Genomic DNA, 18,224 nt, shown 5'->3' on the forward strand with positions numbered 1-18,224 from the left:
TTACTCCTTAAACAGCCACGGGGGCCGAAATACTGGACTGGGGATGATAATTTTGTACGTTAATTTGTTGCAACGTTAACTGATCAATACTCGTTATTTGCGGATCTAAAACCAGTTGCGGTCCCGCCGTTGGTTGACGTTGTAGTTGCAATTTAACTTGGGCTAAATGATTTTGATAAATATGGGCGTCACCCAAGGTATGAATCAATTTTCCCGGTTTTAAATGAGTTACTTGGGCAATTAATTGTGTTAATAACGCATAACTGGCAATATTAAACGGCACACCCAAAAACAAATCTGCACTCCGTTGATATAACTGGCACGACAAATAACCATCGTTAACATAAAACTGAAACAAGGTGTGGCAAGGAGGAAGAGCCATGTTTTTTAATTCTGCCGGATTCCAAGCTGTCACAATTAGTCGGCGAGAATCAGGATTCGTTTGAATTTGTTCAATCACCTGGGCAATTTGATCAATTTCTTGTCCGTCAGCTTGCCAATGACGCCACTGTTTCCCATAGACATTACCCAAGTCACCAAATTTTTGCGCAAACTGATCATCTTGTAAAATTTGTTGGCAAAACAATTGCTTTTGTCGTTGATATTCCTGATTGAACTGCGCATCTTGTAATGCTCGGTGCCCAAAGTCTGTCATATCGGGACCTTGGTAAGCAGAACTTTGGACATATTTTTGAAAAGCCCATTCATCCCAAATATGGTTATTATGTTGTAATAAATACTTAATATTACTATCACCCCGTAAAAACCATAATAATTCCGATTTAATCAAACCAAAAGGGACTTTTTTAGTCGTTAACAGGGGGAAACTATCTTGTAAATCAAACTTCATTTGGTAACCAAACAAACTATAAGTTCCGGTCTGAGTGCGATCCGTCTTAAATTGCCCCGTCGTTAAAACCGTGTGTAACAACTGTAAATACTGTTCTTCATTTTTAGTTGTTGCCATTAGTTATCCCTCTCTGCTAATTCTAACCACCGATCACTCGCCATATCTAATTGCTGTTTAACCTCAGTCAGTTCTGTTTGATGCTTCAAAATTTCTTGATAATTATTACCTTCCGTACTCATTAACTGTTCTAAATGCGCTTTTTGTTGTTCTAACCGAGTGATTTTAGGCTCTAGATCTTTTAATTCCAATTGTTGCGCATAAGTTAATTTATTAGTTGGCGCTGTTTTGACTTGCGGCGCAGCCGCTTTATTTGACGCGGCTTTCTTCGCTTTAGTTTGATTACTTGTTAAATATTGTGAATAAGAACCCCAATAACGCTGCACTTGACCGTGACCGTGGAAAATTAATAAATCATCAGTAATTTTGTCCAAAAAATAACGATCATGCGAAACCGTAATGACACTACCACTAAACTGGGTTAAATAATCTTCCAGAATTGTCATGGTTTCAATATCCAAATTATTAGTTGGTTCATCAAACAATAAAACATTCGGTTGTTGAATGAGAATGGCTAACAGATATAGCCGCCGTTGTTCACCGCCGGATAAGTCACGAATAAACGCCCCCTGCTGTTTAGGAGAAAATAAAAATTGTTCCAGTAATTGTGAAGCCGACATCTTATCGCCCTCACTGTTAGCCACATTTTGGCCAATAGATTCTAGATAAGTAATTACTCGTTGGCTTGGGTCCATTTGTTCTACTTGTTGCGTATAATAACCAATTTTAACTGTTTGACCAACATTTAATTGACCCTTTGTTAACTGCTGGCGACCTGCCAAAACATTCAAAAAAGTGGTTTTTCCGGCACCGTTAGCGCCAATAATTCCTACATGCTCACCAGAATTAATTCTTAATGTTAAATCTTGTAATAAGACTTGTTGGCCAAATGCCAATTGTGCTTGTTTTAATTCGAATACATCTTTACCCAAGCGTTGGTGTTGTATATCAATATTGAGTTGTTGCTCTGAAAACTGAGATTGATTTTTTAAAGTTTGACTTAGTTCTTTAAACCGCTCCACACGGGCATTTTGTTTGGTTCCTCGGGCCTGAACCCCAGCCCGAATCCATTTTAATTCATGGCGGTATAAATTCTGCTGGTGTTGTCTCGTTGCTGCTAAAGTGGCCTCATTTTGGGCCCGCTTTTGTAAATAGTCTTCATAATTACCACTATATTCTTGTAATGTTTGATTACTTAATTCAAAAATACGATTAGCAACTAAGTTTAAAAAGTAGCGGTCATGGGTCACGAAAATCACAGCACCAGCATAATTATTTAAAAAATTAGCTAGCCAGCTGATAGCTGTTTCATCCAAGTGATTAGTCGGTTCATCTAAGATTAATAAATCAGAATCAGAAACTAAAATTTGCGCTAAACTGACTCGGCGCACCTGACCACCCGACAATTCTTGAATTCGTTGATTAAATTCAGTAATGCCTAATTTCGTCAAAATCGTTTCGACAGTTGCTTGAAACTCCCAACCATCAATGCGATCCATTTGTTCTTGTGCTTGAAAAAAGTTCTGCGCAACTTGGGGATTATCGCTATCTCTACTATATTGACTTAATGCTGCTTCGTATTGCCGCACACTGACATACAAGGGTTCGTCCCCCTGTAAAATGGCCTCTAACACCGTTTTTTGCGGATCTAAATACGGATTCTGCTTCAAGTAGCTAATTTGATAATCGCGCGGATGGTCAATCACACCTTGCTTGAGTAAAGTTTCATCAACCAAAGAATTAAGTAGCGTCGTTTTACCAACCCCGTTTAATCCTAACAAGCCAATGCGATCCGGTTGTTGAATTTTAAAATTAACTTGCTTAAATAAAGTTCGTGCTCCAAATGATTGTTGCAAATTATTGACACTAAACATTTTCATAACTTAATCACCTTTAATCTGAGCATCACGTTGTCGTAAAGCTTTGAGTATTTCTTGTTGCTGGTTAGCTAATTGTCGACTTACAATTTGTTGCTGAATCCACAATAAATCTTGACCAATCTTTGGCCCCGGTTTCAAGTTTAATTCTTGCATGAGCAATTGTCCGTCCACTGCCAAATCATGACTACTTTTAATGGGCAATTGTTGATAAACTGCTGCCAATTGCTGTGCTTGATCTTTTTGATTTAACAAGCCCAACAATTGGCAACAATTTTGGACCACTGGTTTTTGAGCCTGGTAAATATCCCAAGTCGTTAGTTGTGGTAATTGTTGCAATAATTGCACGCTCTTCATGGTGACTTTAATAACAGCATTCGCCAATTTCCAAGCTTTCAAAAATTGTAACAATTGGGCTTTATCCAGCTGCCATTGCCAGCCCAATAAAGTCCAAACTTGCGTTTGATTTTGTAAATTTAGCTGGGCATCTAACGTTAATAATTCGGATACTTGAGCATCAGCCAGTTGTGGACAATACCGATTCAATTGTGTTTGTAGCATCGTTTCTAAACCGACTTGCCAACACGGTGCTTGCATTAATTTCAGCCACTCATCGCGAATTCGTTCAACCGCAATTTTAGACAATAAATTCGCATTAGCTGCAATCCCTGCTTGTGTCGCAGCATCGATTGTAAAGTCGAGCTGTGCTTGAAAGCGGACCGCGCGAAGCATGCGCAAAGCATCTTCGTGAAAACGTTCTTGAGGATTGCCAACGGCTTTAATCCGGCGGTGTTGTAAATCAGCTACTCCCCCAAATAAGTCAATAATCTGACCTTGAGTCGTCATAGCTAATGCATTGATCGTAAAATCGCGGCGTTTTAAATCTTGTTTTAAAGACCGCACAAACTCTACATGATCAGGACGACGATAATCTTGATACCCCGATTCAGTCCGAAAAGTGGTAATTTCATAAGTTTGATGAGCAGTAATGACGGTCACTGTTCCATGATCAATCCCGGTATCTGCAGTATGGTTAAAAATAGCTTTGATTTCTGCCGGATAGGCACTAGTCGCCAAGTCCACATCATGAATCGGACGTTGTAATAACATGTCACGGACACAACCACCAACAAAGTAAGCCTCAAAGCCAGCCGCATTAATTTGCTCTAAAACAGGAATTGCTGCTGCAATCGCAGTCGGAAAATGTTCAATTCTCATTGTTTAAATTCAACTCCTGTTCCAACTCATTCATTTCCCAATCGTTAGGTACTAATTTTAGATAATTATGAACAGCATTTTTCAGCAAATCTGGAGCTGAACTTTTCCGTAATAAAGTAATCAAGTCCTTTAAATAATTAGGATTATCCTTAAATTGATCATAAACACTCAAAAAAGCCGTTTGGGCGGCCGAAATTTGTTCGAGAGCGCTCAAGGAGCGGGCCCGGTTCCATTGTGCTTGTCCATCATCACGCAACTGATCTGCATATTGGTCCAATAAATTCAAATTTGCTTGGTGTTCATTTTTTAATAAATAAATTTGACTCAAAGCTAAAATTAAACTAGTTGGCGCATCTAACATCTTCAAACCTTGTTTTAATAAAGTCACTGCTGGATCTAAATCACCTAGTCGTTGTGCACTGGTAGCTACCAATTCATATAACAATTCACTATAAGGATCATAGCTCAATCCTTGCTGAGCTGCTTTAAATGCCGCAGCTGGCTGATTCTGGGCCAAATTTAAGCGACTTTCCAAAATATAACCTGAAGTATAATCCGGTGCTAGTTGTAATAATTGTTCAATTAAAGTCTGTGCTTGTTGATAATGTTTTAATTCTAATTCCAGATTAGCATAATTATATAGATTATCCGCATTTAAAAATTCGGGTGTGGTTTGTTGATAACTGGCCTCCGCCGCTTCATAATCACCTAGTCCCACTTGCGCTGCAGCTAAGCGTTGGTACAGTGAAATTCCTGAAAATTCGAAAACATCTTGATCAATTAACTGCTCATAATAATCAGCTGCTTGTTGAAATTGATTTTCGTTAAAATATAATTCCGCTAACGCAAATTGAATCACTTGTTCCTGTGGTGCTAATTTTAATGCTTGTTGCAATTTTTGCTCACTAACCTCATAAAGACCTAAGGTTTGATAAAGATCCGCACTAACCATTAATGATGCGACATAAGCCGGTGAATCTGCCTGAATTTGTGCCAACAAATTGGTTGCTTCATCAACTTCATCATTAGAAATCAGCGTCTCTGCCAAATTAACTTTTAGAATATCCTCCTGAGGCAATTGTTTTAACAAGGAGCGGTAAACTACAATTGCACTATCCACTAATCCTGACTGCTGTAGCTGTTGTGCCGCTTCATACAAATCATCTACAGAATCACGCTGTAAAGCTTGTTTTAACAGTGACTGTCCATGGTCAAAATCACCTTGTTGTAAAGCCGCCACCGCCTGTTTGCTATATGTCATTTAAAATACTCCTTTAATTCCGTTAATTTCAAGATAACACAAATTAAGAGACTTACCAGTATTACATCTGTCATAAAATATTTTCTAAATCAATTTGACACTTTTGATCCAAAAAAATAAGGGTACGACTAGCACAACAATCACTAAAGTATTTAAAAACTCCCAAGTTATATAAAATCCTCTGAAAAAACTACTTAATCAGTAATTTCCAAAAGTCAGTTTTAATGACTAATTTTTTAATAACTTTTAGATTTAGTATTGTCGCATGAACCTTCAAGAAACTAGGACCCAAAGAATTTGGCGTCAATTGAGACGAACATTTTCTTTTGATAATATTCCCAAAGTCAGTAGCTCGTATCCAACTTTATACAATTCGAAAATTAAAGTTCAGACTTTAATCTGGAATATCGTTAGTACGCAACTTCTCATCTACTTTTGTCCTAACTTCTATTTCAGGCTAGTTGCATCCTTATCAATTATACCGGCAAATAAATAATAGTTGGGAAAAGCGGACTTAATTAGCTGACCAGCGGTTAAGCACATTTTCCCAGAACAATTTCCTTATGTAAGCTAAGACGATTATAACAAATATTATAATCGCCCGTGATAAACAATCTTTTAAAAAATTATTTAACTGCGTCTTTTAATGTCTTACCTGGTTTGAAGGCAGGAACATCACTAGCAGGAATTGTGATTTCTTCATTCGTTTGTGGGTTGCGACCCTTACGAGCAGCACGATGACGAACTTCAAAATTACCAAAACCAATTAATTGAACTTTTTCGCCCTTAACTAAACTTTCTTGGATAGAACTGAAAACTGCATCAACTGCAGCAGTAGAATCCTTCTTAGTTAAACCAGTTTTTTCAGCTACATTTTGAATTAATTCTGCTTTATTTGCCATAATTTTTTTCACCTCCGTGAAGCAATGAAGTGATCATTACTTAATCAAAATGACGACTACCACACCATCATTCTTTAACAAATTATCATAAGATTCCCAAGCTAGCAAGGAATAATCACATTTTTTTACGAACTTTTGTAATTCTTAATAAAAATTTTATTTAAATCCACCAAAACAGTCTATTTCCGCATTCGCGCAATGATCTTAATCGGCGTACCAGTAAAATCAAACATTTCCCGTAACTGATTTACAATAAAGCGCTCATACGAAAAATGAAAGAGCTCTGGATCATTCACAAAAGCGACAAAGGTTGGTGGATTAACCGCAACTTGCGTCAAATAATATAGCCGCAAACGTTTATTTTTCACAGTTGGTGCTGGCGCAATTGCAGTAGCTTTTAACAATAAATCATTCAGCAATGACGATTGAATCCGCCGATTTTGGTTTTCATAAACTGCCGTTACTAGTTCAACAATTTGATCTAAGCGTTGGTTTTTCAGTGCTGACACAAAAACAATTGGTGCATAATTTAAATATCGAAATTCTTGGCGCAAATAATCTGTAAATTCTTGCATCGTTTTTTGATCTTTATGTTGGACAGCATCCCACTTATTAACCGCAATAATGACCCCACGACCAGCTTCGTGCGCTAAACCAGCAACTCGTTTATCTTGCTCACGAATCCCTTGCTCGCCATCAATCACCATAACGACTACATCACTACGATCAATCGCGCGCATAGCCCGCATCACTGAATACTTTTCCGTGTTTTCATATACTTTACCACGTTTACGAATGCCCGCAGTATCAATCATCGTATACAATTGGCCTTCATCATCCACAAAACTGGTATCAATCGAATCACGTGTCGTCCCTTCCATATTGGAAACAATTACACGCCGTTCGCCTAAAATGGCATTAACTAATGACGACTTACCGACATTCGGTCGTCCAATAAAGCTAAATTTAATAGCAGGATCTTCATCAACTAATTGGTCATCAGGAAAACTTTGAACCACTTGATCTAATAAATCTCCCAAACCTGTACCATGAACTCCGGAAACGGGGAATGGTTCACCTAAACCTAACGTATAAAATTCATAAATATCTTGACGCTGCTCTAAATTATCGGCCTTATTAACTGCTAAAACGACGGGCTTCTTAGCTTGAAACAAGATATGAGCTACCGTTTCATCTTCTTTAACGACGCCCACCCGACCATCAACAACCATCACAATGACATCAGCTTCGTCGATGGCAATTTCTGCTTGGCTTTTAATTTCTTGATTGAGCGTTGTATCTTCTAAAGTAATTCCGCCTGTATCAATCACCGTAAATTGTTTATTTAGCCATTCAGCATGCGTATAAATCCGATCGCGAGTTACTCCAGGAGTATCTTCAACAATAGCGATTCGTTCACTTGCAATTCGATTAAACAAGGTAGATTTTCCAACGTTAGGGCGTCCAACTAATGCTACTACTGGCATTGCCATATTTTCACCTTCTTAAAATTATTTAATCAAAAAAACTGGCTCCAAAGAGTCAGCTTTTGCACAATAAGTTTGATTAATTTTGAGAATTTTCATCATCCACAATATCACCTAAAGCAAAACCACGTTCTTCATCAGGCAAAGTGTAATCAATCTCTTCTTCTTGAGATTCAGCTTCTTTTTTAGCATGCGGATTTTCCGTTAATTCTTTAATTGACAGACCTAAACGCTTTTGCTCTGGATCGACATTTAAGACTTTCATGTGAACTTGTTGACCAACTTGTAAAACATCAGCTGGCTTATCGACATGATTCCAAGAAATTTGGGAAACATGAACTAATCCTTCAACCCCTGGTAAGACTTCAACAAAGGCGCCAAAATCAGTCAAGCGTTTGACGACACCGTCGATTTCATCACCAACGGCAATCTTTTCGGAAACACTTTCCCAAGGTCCTGGTTGTGCAGCTTTAATAGACAAAGAAATTCGTCCACGTTCTTTATCAACATCTAAAACTTTAACTTTAACCTTTTGCCCAACTTCTAAAACATCAGCTGGCTGATTAACTCGTTCATAAGAAATTTGTGAAACATGAACTAAGCCGTCCATACCGCCTAAATCAATAAAGGCGCCAAAATTAGTTAAACGAGAAACCTTAGCTTCGATAATATCACCTGGTAAGATGCGTTCCATAACTTCAGCTTCACGTTGCTTCTTTTCTTGAGCTGCAATTTCTTTATGTGATAAAACAAAGCGATTCTTAGCTGGTTGCACTTCAATAATTTTCAAATCTAAAGTTTGGCCAACGTAAGGCTTTAAATCACGAACAAAATGATCTGAAATCATCGAAGCCGGAATGAAACCACGCAAACCGTCCACTTCAACTAACAAACCACTTTTGACAGTTCCGGTAACTTTTCCTTGAACTGTAGTATCTTGATTCATCAAATCAGCCATTTTAGCGTAGGCTTTTTGATTTTCAATACGGCGTTGAGATAAAATAAAACTACCGTCTTCTTTGTCACTCGCAGAATGCCGCACGACTAATAATTCTAATTTATCGCCAACTTGTGCCAGCTTATGAATATCAGCCTTCCGATCTGCAGTTAGTTCACGCAGTGGGACAACTCCTTCAACTCCAGAATTATCAATACCTACAACCAGTTGATTGTCTTCAACTGATAATACCTCCGCGGTAACCACATCGCCAATTTGTACTTGATCAAAACTATCAAGCGCTTGCTCCATGGGATTTATGCTGTTATTCTCTTCAGCCATTTTTACATCCTCCTCGCCATCGTTCGAAATCTATCTTAATGTAAAATCACTTCAATTACCAGTGCTATTAATTAATTCTTTAATTTTATTTGAATAATTTGCAGTGCTTTGTCAATAACTTGATCAATGTTCAAGCCAGTCGTATCAAGAATTTGCGCATCTTTCGCCTGAATTAATGGTGAAATACTTCGATGAGAGTCTTTATAATCACGTTGCGTAATCTCTTCTTCAATTTGGGCTAAAGGTGTGGTAATTTTACGAGTTAAATTTTCTTGATAACGCCGCTGTGCACGTTCTTGAACACTCGCTGTCATAAAAATTTTAACTTGTGCGTGGGGTAAGACCACAGTCCCAATATCTCGGCCATCCATGACTACATCGTTGTTTTGTGCCAATGCTCGTTGTTGTTGCACTAACAATGTCCGTACCCCTTGTAACGCCGAAACTTGTGAAACATTTTGCGCAATGATTGGTGTCCGAATTGCCGCCGTGACATCTTCTTGACCGGCGTAAACTAACTGTTGTTGATTTTCTAATCGAAAAGTAACTGGATTGGCTTGCAACGCTTGAACAATTGCAGCTTCAGCACCGTAATCAAGCTGCAATTGCGTCGCTAACCAAGTGGCTGCGCGATACATAGCTCCCGTATCAACATATAAAAAATTTAATTTTTGTGCAACTGCTTTTGCAATTGTACTTTTACCAGCAGAAGCTGGTCCATCAATAGCTATTTGCATTTAAGCACTCCTAATAACAGTAAAAGAGGTTGGGCCAATAAGACTCATACTCATCTAACAAAATGAACATTCAGTCATTATTGTGTTTCAAAAGTCAGCAATTTAAGTCTAATGATTTTAAAGTCTTTCATTCAGTTTTAGACTTAAAAATTTCATTCAACTACTTGATGACTTTTGCTCCCAGCCTCTCAAAATTTAGTGAACACGCAAGCGCATCCCTGGTCGTAAAACGGTGTTACTAGACATTCCATTTAATTGGTATAACTGCTGAGTTGTCAGCCCATGATTAAGTGCAATTCGATAAGCATTATCATGAGCTTGTACAACATAATAAGAAGAATTAGTTGCCGAAGAACTTGCTGCCGTAGTTGCTTGCTGATTAGTATTAGCCTGCTCAGCAGTATTATTATCAGCTGCAGCGGTATTATTCGTTGGACTTTGTTGTGTATTAGTAGTTTCCGGCTGATTAGTTGTAGTTTCCTTAGCAGTCTTATCAGATGGAGATTCAGATTTTTTATTGGTCGACTGATTCAAATGTGATGCTACTTTTTTAGCTTTTTGCTTTTTTGCTTTTTTATGAGTTGCAGTACTTTTAGGCTTCGAACTAACTGCCACTTGACTAGTACTATCAACTGCCGTCTTTTGATGACCGGCTGAAACAGCCGACCAAACAATTGGCAAACACATAATTGCCAGTAGCACGATCACTAATGACCAAACCAAAACCTTATTACTTTTTTGAGTTTCTTTACGTTGAACCCGTGAATACTCTGCAGAAGTTTCTGGCGTTGTAGAGTCTGTCACAGATGATGTATCTTTTTGATCAGCAGAATCTCCAAATGTTGCTTCCCAAAGTTTAGGTTTTTTATCGCTCATTAATCTCACCTCTAATAACTATTAAGTTTACCAGTTAAATGGATAAATTTCATTAAAAAAGAAAAAACTGAAGATTTTTTTATCAAAATTTTAAACGTCTAGTTAATAAAATGCTCAAAATCGAATTAATAACACCTTTAACTAAATTAAATGGCACAACCCCAAATAATACGTATTTTGCCACCGGCATTCCGATATGAAAATTCAGAACGGTCATATATAAGGGCATTAAAATAAAGTAGTTAGCCAAAGACAGCACAATAGTTAAACTCAAAGTTCCACAACCGTAAGCTAACCAATTAGCATGATCGTTACGCAGTAACAAAACAATCGGAATAATAAATGCCAAGCTAGACAAGAGTGATGAAAAATCACCAATTAAACTAGCTACATTCATTCCCATTAACACCCAATGTAATAATACTTTACAAAAAGCTACTAACGTTCCGGTCGACATTCCATAAAGACCAAAGGCCAATAACACCACAACATCACTAACATCCATTTTCAAAAAAGAAAAGCCTGGAATCAATGGAATTTCAATATACATTACTAAAGTTGCCAAAGCGGTTAATAAAGCACCACCAATGACTTTATTGTGCGCTAACTTACTTCTTTCCATAAAAAAAGACCTCCAACAAATCGTTGCAAGGCAAATGAGACCATTAAATAATGATCTTGCGTTTTCTATCATCTGGACTATACCATCGGCTTTTGGAATTACACCAAATCCACCATTGCTGGGTTGCGGGCTATCACCGCCGGTCAGGAATTTCACCTTGCCTTGAAAACGATATTTATTATAATTTTTTAAGAGCTTTGACTTCATCTTGCGTCAAAAAGCGCCAGTCGCCAGATACTAGACCATCTAACGTTAAGAATCCAACTTGCTCTCGTCTTAATTTTACCACATTAAAGCCGACTTGTTTAAACATTTCCTTAACTTGATGATTCATGCCTTCGTGGATCACTAGTTTTACTAGTGAAGTTTGCCGTTGACGATCAATACTCATAATTTCCGATTTAGCTGGAGCAGTCTTACGGCCCTTGATCTTAACTCCATGTCGTAATTGTTCTAACGCTTGAGAAGTTACAATCCCAGATAATTTAGCAATATAAACCTTATTAACTTGATTACTTGGATGTAATAAATGGTTGGTTAGATCGCCATCATTCGTCATTAGTAATAAACCGGAAGTATCATAATCCAAACGTCCTACTGGATAAATTCTCGTATCAATAATATCTTTAAAATAATCCGTTACTACTTTGCGTCCCTTTTCATCATGAACCGATGAAATCACCCCGCGTGGCTTATAAAATAACAAATAGACTTTGGGCCGTTTTTCAATCGCTACGCCATCGACTTCAATCAAGTCGTGTGTGGAAAATTTACTCCCTAACTCGCGAATTACTTTGCCATTAACTTGCACTCTCCCCGCCGTAATTAAATCTTCTGCTTTCCGGCGCGAAGTAACTCCCGCATTGGCAATCAATTTTTGTAATCGTTCTGTCTGTTTCATTCGTCTCTATCCTTTTTTGAAAATAAATCAACATTTCCTTGCTGATCCAAATTTTGTTCTTGAAATGCCGCTAAGGGTGGTAAATCTGCCAATGATGTTAATCCAAAGTAATTTAAAAATTCCTTCGTAGTACCATACATCATGGGACGTCCGGGGGCATCTTTATGGCCTGTTACTTTGATTAGTTGCCGGACAAGCAATGTTTGTAAAGTCGCACTACTATTTTTCACACCACGGATCTCATCGATTTCAATGCGTGTGACCGGTTGCTGATAAGCAATGATTGCTACAACTTCTAGTGCGGCAGAACTCAACTTATTAGCTTGCTCAGTTTGCCAATATTGATCTAACAAATCATGATATTTAGCTTTGGTTAATAGCTGATACTGCTCACCAAATTGCTTAATTATCAAAGGATACTGGTCAGTAGTCTCTAAGACTTCAGTTAAGTTGACCAACTGTTGCCGCACACTGGCTAAGTCTTTGTTTAATAAAGTGGCTAAATCCTGCAAGGACAACCCCTGCTCACCCGCGACAAATAACAAGACGATTAATTCTTGCTGCACTTATTTTTACCTCAACTTTACCAAAATATCACTTTGATAATCAATTTGTGTGACTAAAACTGTTTGATCTTTAACTAATTCCAATAAGCCCATAAATTTGGTAACTACTTCTTCAACTTGAGCACTCTGTTGCAACAATTGCTGAAAAGTTAATTGGTGTTTCTGCTGCAATTGTTGCATAATTTGCTCTTGCGCTTGCGTCACCGAAATAGTTTCTAAAAACGGCAATTGCGCCAAATCAGTTTGTTGCTGCAACCGATCTAATAATTTAACCAAACATAATGCTAAGTCATTACCAAAATAAGTTCCTGGTCGCAAACTCCGCTGATGCGGAGCCGCAACTGTGCTTGGAGGGCGACTATACAACTGCCGACGTTGATGTTCTAATTCCTGTAAATCTTGAGCAGTCGCCTGATAAGCTTGATAAGTCAATAATTGAGCGACCAAATCTGTTCTAGGGTCAACTACATCCTCTGCCAAATCATCATCAAATACCGGAGTTTGCGGCAATAATAATTGACTTTTAATCCGCATCAAGGTCGCCGCCATAACCAAATAATCACCCGCAATATCCAACTGCAAAGATTGCATTCGATGCAGATAATCTAAATATTGTTGCGTCACTGCGGCAATCGGAATATCGTAAATATTAATTTGTGATTTTTTAATTAAATGTAATAACAAATCCAGGGGACCCTGAAAATCAGTTAAAATTAACTCTAGTTGTTCCACTACTGACCACCTAATATTTTTTGATACCGGAGCAAAGCAATTAATGACCTAAAAGCTCAAGTCGTACGCCGTGAAATGACTTTAGCATTAGCAATCCCGCAGCATTCAGCTATTTTTTTGCCAGCGTATGATTAACGGTGTCAGTTCTATACTGCCCATAATTTTATCATCTGGATAATATTCCTGAACTTCATCCAAAATCTGAAACATTATCTGTTGTGAACGCTCGGCGGGACTCAACGAAATATAACGCACCAAAATAATTTGTGACTGCACTTCTAATGCTACCGCCCCAATAAAATCCGTATTTTGTTGAGGTTTATACAAAAACAATTGATGCTGTTGATTGTCATTATATAATTGCAATTCCATACGCACATGATCTAAATCTTTCAACTCTGGCATATACGATAAAAAGCCCATCGCAATTTTTTGATAATTATGACTATACTTAACTAACATAAGTGTCTACTCTTTATTTTTAAGAACAATTCCTGTAGCAGTTTGTTCAATTAACTGTTGTTTTAACAAATGCCCCAAAGCCCGCTTAAAACTGCTCTTGCTAATACCAAAATAGCGTTTAATCTCTTGGGGATCACTCTTATCGTTATATGGCAAATCAAAATTAGGTTGATGCTTTAACACAGCCAAAACCATAGCCGCATCATCACCAATCTCTTCATAAGCCCGCGGTTTCAGTGATAAATTTAAATGATCAAAACTACTACCAATGACGCGCGCTTTAACTACCTGACCTAAACGAGGTTCTACTTCTCGTTGACTAGGATGAATAAAGCCCAAATGATAATCATTAGTCAAAACAAAGGTGCCACTCATCTTAAGACGATAAACAGTAGCTTGAACATTTTTATTTTGTAAATTTTGATTAGCGCGGCGACTAATTTGTTGAAAAATATTAGCATCAGCCAACTTGCCCCACATGCGATTTTTGCGATCAACTTTTACACTTAATAATAAGCGATCACCTTTTTGCGGCCACAATTTTTTGAGTTCTGGTAAATCATCTAATGACACGACTAAGTCTTTGTCGGGCAAGCCAATATTCACAAATACTCCTAAGTCAGTCCGCACATCAACTACTTCGCCCCAACCAAAACTCCCTACACCAACAGTGGGAATTTGTGGCGTTAAAATTAATTTGTGGGCCTTATTTTCATACAGATAACCTTGTAAATTATCAACTGGTTTTTCAACCTGTTCTTTAGGTGTTTGAAACGTTTGTCCTGCAATTGAGACAAAATAAGCATTTTGATTTTGGTCAATGACTTGACCAGTTTGAATAGTTCCTAATAAATCTTGTAATTCCAAGTTAGCACCTCATTTTATTTAATTCCAATATTCGCTAACACCGTTAAAATACAGTATGCAATGCCTGAAGCAATAACTGGGCCAGCAGCAATACCTTTAAAAACGACCACTCCCACAATCGTACCGAAAACTAACGCCACCGTCATTTCTGGAGACGCCGACAGTAAGTGAACACCCTTAGCGGACAAAATAGCAACGAGAATTCCACAAAGCACAGCTACATAACCTGCAGGTGACTTAAAAGCATTAATCAAATCACGAAAACCCACTTCTCCAGTGGCTATCGGAACCAAAATGGCAACCGAAATGACAGTGACCCCCCAATTAATTCCTTGTGAACGAATCACACCCAGTAAATGACCTGTTTGCGGTAAAGCTTTTAAAATTAATACCACTAATGTAGCAATTAATAATGAATTATTTTTGCTTAAAAAAGCTACTACTAAGATAATAGCTAAAAATAACCAACTCTCCATAAAATCTCCTCAATATTCAACATCTTACCATATAATCGTCTTTCTTGCTTGGCGACTCTTAGTGACAATTTGAAGGCAAAATAAAAAGCAGGAAATTAATCCTACTTTTTTACTAATTAATTAATTGAACTTTAAAGTGAGTTCGAAGCACCACGGTAAACATTACCACGACGTGAATCAACAGTAATAACTTCATCATCTTTAATTAACTTAGTAGCATCTTGAGCACCAACAATAACTGGAATACTTAAAGCAATTCCCACGACTGCAGCATTAGATGTTAAACCACCATTTTCTACCACTAAGGCACTAGCTTTTTCAATAGCTGGGAAATAGTCTTTATCAGTATTTTCGACAACCAAGATATCTTGATCACTCATTTTATCAATAGCTTCTTGAGCACTATGGGCAACAGTTACTTTACCAATTACTGTTTCATCACCAACGCCTTGGCCTTTGACTAAGTTAGAACCAATTAATTGAACTTTCATCAAATTAGTTGTACCACTTTCGCCAACTGGCACACCGGCAACAATTAAAATCAAATCGCCTTCCTTAGCAAAGCCTAATTCTTGAGCTTTTTGCGCTGCTAAGTCAAACATTTCATCTGTGTTTTCTGGACGATCTGCAACAACTGGATAAACACCCCAGTTAACTGTCAAACCACGTTGAACTTTTTCATCAAAAGTAACGGCTAAAATATCCGCACTTGGACGATATTTAGAAATCATCCGTGCTGTATAACCAGAATTAGTAGCTGTAACAATCGTCTTGATACCTAATTCTTGGGCTGTCCGCACTACAGATTCACCAATGGATTCTGTTGCGTTAGAACCCTTATATTCTTCAAAACGTTGTAAAGCTAAAGTATTGGCACCATCAAGTTGTTCTTGTGTCCGTACATCAATGCGGCTCATAGCATCAACAGCTTGCACAGGATAATCACCATTAGCACTTTCACCAGATAACATTGTGGCATCAGTACCATCTAACACAGCATTGGCAACATCAGTAACTTCAGCTCGTGTAGGACGTGGATTTTCTTGCATCGAGTCTAACATTTGTGTAGCAGTAATAACCGGCTTACCTAAAGCATTGCACTTTTTGATTAAATCTTTTTGAACAAATGGGACGTTTTCAAATGGAATTTCCACACCCATATCACCACGAGCAACCATCAAACCATCAGAAACCTTTAAGATTTCATCAATGTTATCAATACCTTCTTGTGATTCAATTTTAGGGAAAATTTGAACTTGTTCTTGATGCTTAGCTTCTAATAATTCACGAATGTCTAACACATCTTGAGCTTTCCGTACAAAACTAGCAGAGATGTAGTTAATGTTGTGATCTAAACCGAAGTTGATATCATCAGTATCTTTTTCGGTAATACCTGGTAAGCGAATTTCCACGCCAGGCGCATTAACACCCTTCTTAGAACCAATAACACCATCATTTTGTACAACAGTAACTAATTCTTTATGAGCTTCGTCTTTTTCAGTAATCTTTAAATCAACCAAACCATCATCGATTAAGACGTGACCACCAACATGAGTGTCATCATATAAACCAGGATAAGTCACTGCAATTTTTTCAGGATTACCTGTAAAATCAGGATCCATCGAAACGCGAATTACATCACCAGTATGAGCTTCAAACTTACCGCCTTCTTGAACAGTCGTCCGAATTTCTGCACCTTTAGTATCTAACATAATACCAACGATTTTACCAGTTAACTTTTCAGCTTCTTTAACCATTTTCATCCGTGACAAATGTTCTTCATGGTCACCATGAGAAAAGTTAAAGCGAAAGACATTAGCACCTGCTTCAATCAATTTAGAAATTGTTTCAACATCGTTACTTGCAGGTCCTAAAGTACTAACAATTTTAGTTCTTTTCATTAATTTTCTCCTCAAATAAATTAATCACACAACTTAATTAGCATACCAGAAAATATTACTTAGCTAAAGACTTGTTTATACCGTATAAGCTTAAATCTGGTTGATGTTTTTCGTCAAATAAATCGGTCATTGGATGATAGGTTAATTGATTATTTTCTGTACCAATAGCAATTCCGCCTTTACCTTCAGCCAACAAATCAACCGCATAAGCTCCCATTTTGCTAGCAAGTACGCGATCACGAGCTGTCGGAGAACCACCACGTTGGACATGACCTAAGACTGTACTTCGAGCATCAAAATCACCATATTGTTTTAATTGCTCCATAAATTCATCGGCATGCATGACTCCTTCAGCCAACACAATAATTGTGTGCTTTTTGCCACGCGCCCGTAAAGCCTGAATATTTTGCGCAATTTGGGCAATATCGAATTCTTTTTCAGGAATAATAATCTCATCAGCACCACCAGCGACACCAGCCCACAAGGCAATATCACCAGCACCACGGCCCATCACTTCAATCACAAAAGTTCGTTCATGACTAGCCGCAGTATCACGAATTTTATCAATGGATTCCACTACAGTATTAACCGCAGTATCAAACCCAATTGTAAAATCAGTATACGGAATATCGTTATCAATGGTTCCTGGTAACCCCACCGCATTATAGCCATGCTCGGTTAAACGCAAAGCACCGTGATAAGAACCATCACCGCCGATAACCACTAGCGCATCAATACCAAACTTCTTCAATTGCTCAATTCCTTTAAGTTGCCCTTCAACTTGAGCAAACTCTGGATAACGAGCAGAATACAGCATAGTACCGCCCCGCGTAATAATATCACCAACGTCAGAACGTTCCATTTTAAAAATGTCGCCAGCGACTAATCCAGCATAACCATAATTAATCCCGTACACTTCAAAGCCTAGTGACATTGCTCGCCGCGCTACCGCACGAATAGCAGCATTCATTCCGGGCGCATCGCCACCACTAGTCATGACACCAATTTTTTTCATCATCACACCTCACAGTTAATGAAACTACATACAAAATATACCATTATTTTCGAAAAAAAACAGTACTACTTTCCAGAA

Annotated in this window: 18 protein-coding genes and 1 riboswitch; all 18 genes read right to left on the bottom strand. The window is 37.9% G+C overall.

The features are described 5' to 3' along the window. Positions 1-7: 7 nt before the first annotated feature. The 18 genes from AC3B6Y_RS00735 to pfkA all read right to left on the bottom strand — a co-directional run bounded on the left by AC3B6Y_RS00735 (position 8) and on the right by pfkA (position 18,146). On the bottom strand, positions 8-967 hold the full coding sequence (locus AC3B6Y_RS00735; protein WP_489757919.1) for a thymidylate synthase: 960 nt from the start codon (positions 965-967) through the stop codon (positions 8-10). Then, a complete protein-coding gene (locus tag AC3B6Y_RS00740; RefSeq protein WP_489757918.1) occupies positions 967-2,847 on the bottom strand; it encodes an ABC-F family ATP-binding cassette domain-containing protein in 1,881 nt (626 codons plus the stop codon). The genes AC3B6Y_RS00735 and AC3B6Y_RS00740 overlap by 1 nt, the downstream gene beginning before the upstream one ends. A gap of 3 nt (positions 2,848-2,850) precedes the next feature. Next, the gene (locus tag AC3B6Y_RS00745) at positions 2,851-4,062 is read right to left on the bottom strand and encodes a CCA tRNA nucleotidyltransferase (protein WP_489790324.1); all 1,212 of its coding nucleotides are present in this window, start codon (positions 4,060-4,062) and stop codon (positions 2,851-2,853) included. Further along, positions 4,052-5,323, bottom strand: coding sequence for a tetratricopeptide repeat protein (locus AC3B6Y_RS00750; RefSeq protein WP_489790323.1), 1,272 nt, complete (start codon positions 5,321-5,323; stop codon positions 4,052-4,054). Before AC3B6Y_RS00750 ends, AC3B6Y_RS00745 begins: the two co-directional genes overlap by 11 nt. A 626-nt stretch (positions 5,324-5,949) precedes the next feature. Further along, positions 5,950-6,225 carry an HU family DNA-binding protein gene (locus AC3B6Y_RS00755; protein ID WP_489757915.1) on the bottom strand — a complete coding sequence of 92 codons (276 nt, stop codon included), beginning with the start codon at positions 6,223-6,225 and terminating at the stop codon, positions 5,950-5,952. Between the two features lie 179 nt (positions 6,226-6,404). Beyond that, a complete protein-coding gene (gene der, locus AC3B6Y_RS00760; protein WP_489775426.1) occupies positions 6,405-7,718 on the bottom strand; it encodes a ribosome biogenesis GTPase Der in 1,314 nt (437 codons plus the stop codon). Positions 7,719-7,791: 73 nt separating this feature from the next. Then, positions 7,792-8,991 (bottom strand): 30S ribosomal protein S1, encoded by a 1,200-nt coding sequence (gene rpsA / locus AC3B6Y_RS00765; RefSeq protein WP_489791151.1) that lies wholly within the window; start codon positions 8,989-8,991, stop codon positions 7,792-7,794. 71 nt (positions 8,992-9,062) lie between these two features. Beyond that, entirely contained in the window at positions 9,063-9,728 is a 666-nt protein-coding gene (cmk, locus tag AC3B6Y_RS00770; RefSeq protein WP_489757912.1) for a (d)CMP kinase, read from the bottom strand. A 195-nt stretch (positions 9,729-9,923) separates the two neighbouring features. Further along, a complete protein-coding gene (locus AC3B6Y_RS00775; RefSeq protein WP_489791152.1) occupies positions 9,924-10,604 on the bottom strand; it encodes a LysM peptidoglycan-binding domain-containing protein in 681 nt (226 codons plus the stop codon). 82 nt (positions 10,605-10,686) lie between these two features. Next, entirely contained in the window at positions 10,687-11,226 is a 540-nt protein-coding gene (locus AC3B6Y_RS00780) for an ECF transporter S component (RefSeq protein ID WP_489757910.1), read from the bottom strand. 56 nt (positions 11,227-11,282) lie between these two features. Then, a riboswitch (FMN riboswitch) is annotated at positions 11,283-11,400 on the bottom strand. Positions 11,401-11,404: 4 nt separating this feature from the next. Further along, entirely contained in the window at positions 11,405-12,127 is a 723-nt protein-coding gene (locus AC3B6Y_RS00785) for a pseudouridine synthase (protein ID WP_489757909.1), read from the bottom strand. Then, positions 12,124-12,693 (bottom strand): SMC-Scp complex subunit ScpB, encoded by a 570-nt coding sequence (scpB, locus tag AC3B6Y_RS00790; RefSeq protein ID WP_489775428.1) that lies wholly within the window; start codon positions 12,691-12,693, stop codon positions 12,124-12,126. Before scpB ends, AC3B6Y_RS00785 begins: the two co-directional genes overlap by 4 nt. 6 nt (positions 12,694-12,699) lie before the next feature. Next, positions 12,700-13,425, bottom strand: coding sequence for a segregation and condensation protein A (locus AC3B6Y_RS00795; protein WP_489757907.1), 726 nt, complete (start codon positions 13,423-13,425; stop codon positions 12,700-12,702). A gap of 105 nt (positions 13,426-13,530) precedes the next feature. Continuing rightward, a complete protein-coding gene (locus tag AC3B6Y_RS00800; protein ID WP_489791153.1) occupies positions 13,531-13,887 on the bottom strand; it encodes an N-acetyltransferase in 357 nt (118 codons plus the stop codon). 6 nt (positions 13,888-13,893) lie between these two features. Next, on the bottom strand, positions 13,894-14,754 hold the full coding sequence (locus AC3B6Y_RS00805) for a CvfB family protein (protein ID WP_489757905.1): 861 nt from the start codon (positions 14,752-14,754) through the stop codon (positions 13,894-13,896). A gap of 14 nt (positions 14,755-14,768) precedes the next feature. Then, complete coding sequence (locus tag AC3B6Y_RS00810) at positions 14,769-15,230, bottom strand: DUF441 domain-containing protein (RefSeq protein WP_489757904.1); 462 nt, start codon at positions 15,228-15,230, stop codon at positions 14,769-14,771. A gap of 131 nt (positions 15,231-15,361) precedes the next feature. Next, on the bottom strand, positions 15,362-17,131 hold the full coding sequence (gene pyk, locus AC3B6Y_RS00815) for a pyruvate kinase (protein WP_489757903.1): 1,770 nt from the start codon (positions 17,129-17,131) through the stop codon (positions 15,362-15,364). Positions 17,132-17,186: 55 nt separating this feature from the next. After that, positions 17,187-18,146 carry a 6-phosphofructokinase gene (gene pfkA, locus AC3B6Y_RS00820; RefSeq protein WP_489757902.1) on the bottom strand — a complete coding sequence of 320 codons (960 nt, stop codon included), beginning with the start codon at positions 18,144-18,146 and terminating at the stop codon, positions 17,187-17,189. Positions 18,147-18,224 lie beyond the last annotated feature (78 nt).

The sequence above is a fragment of the Bombilactobacillus sp. ESL1092 genome, assembly GCF_058107465.1.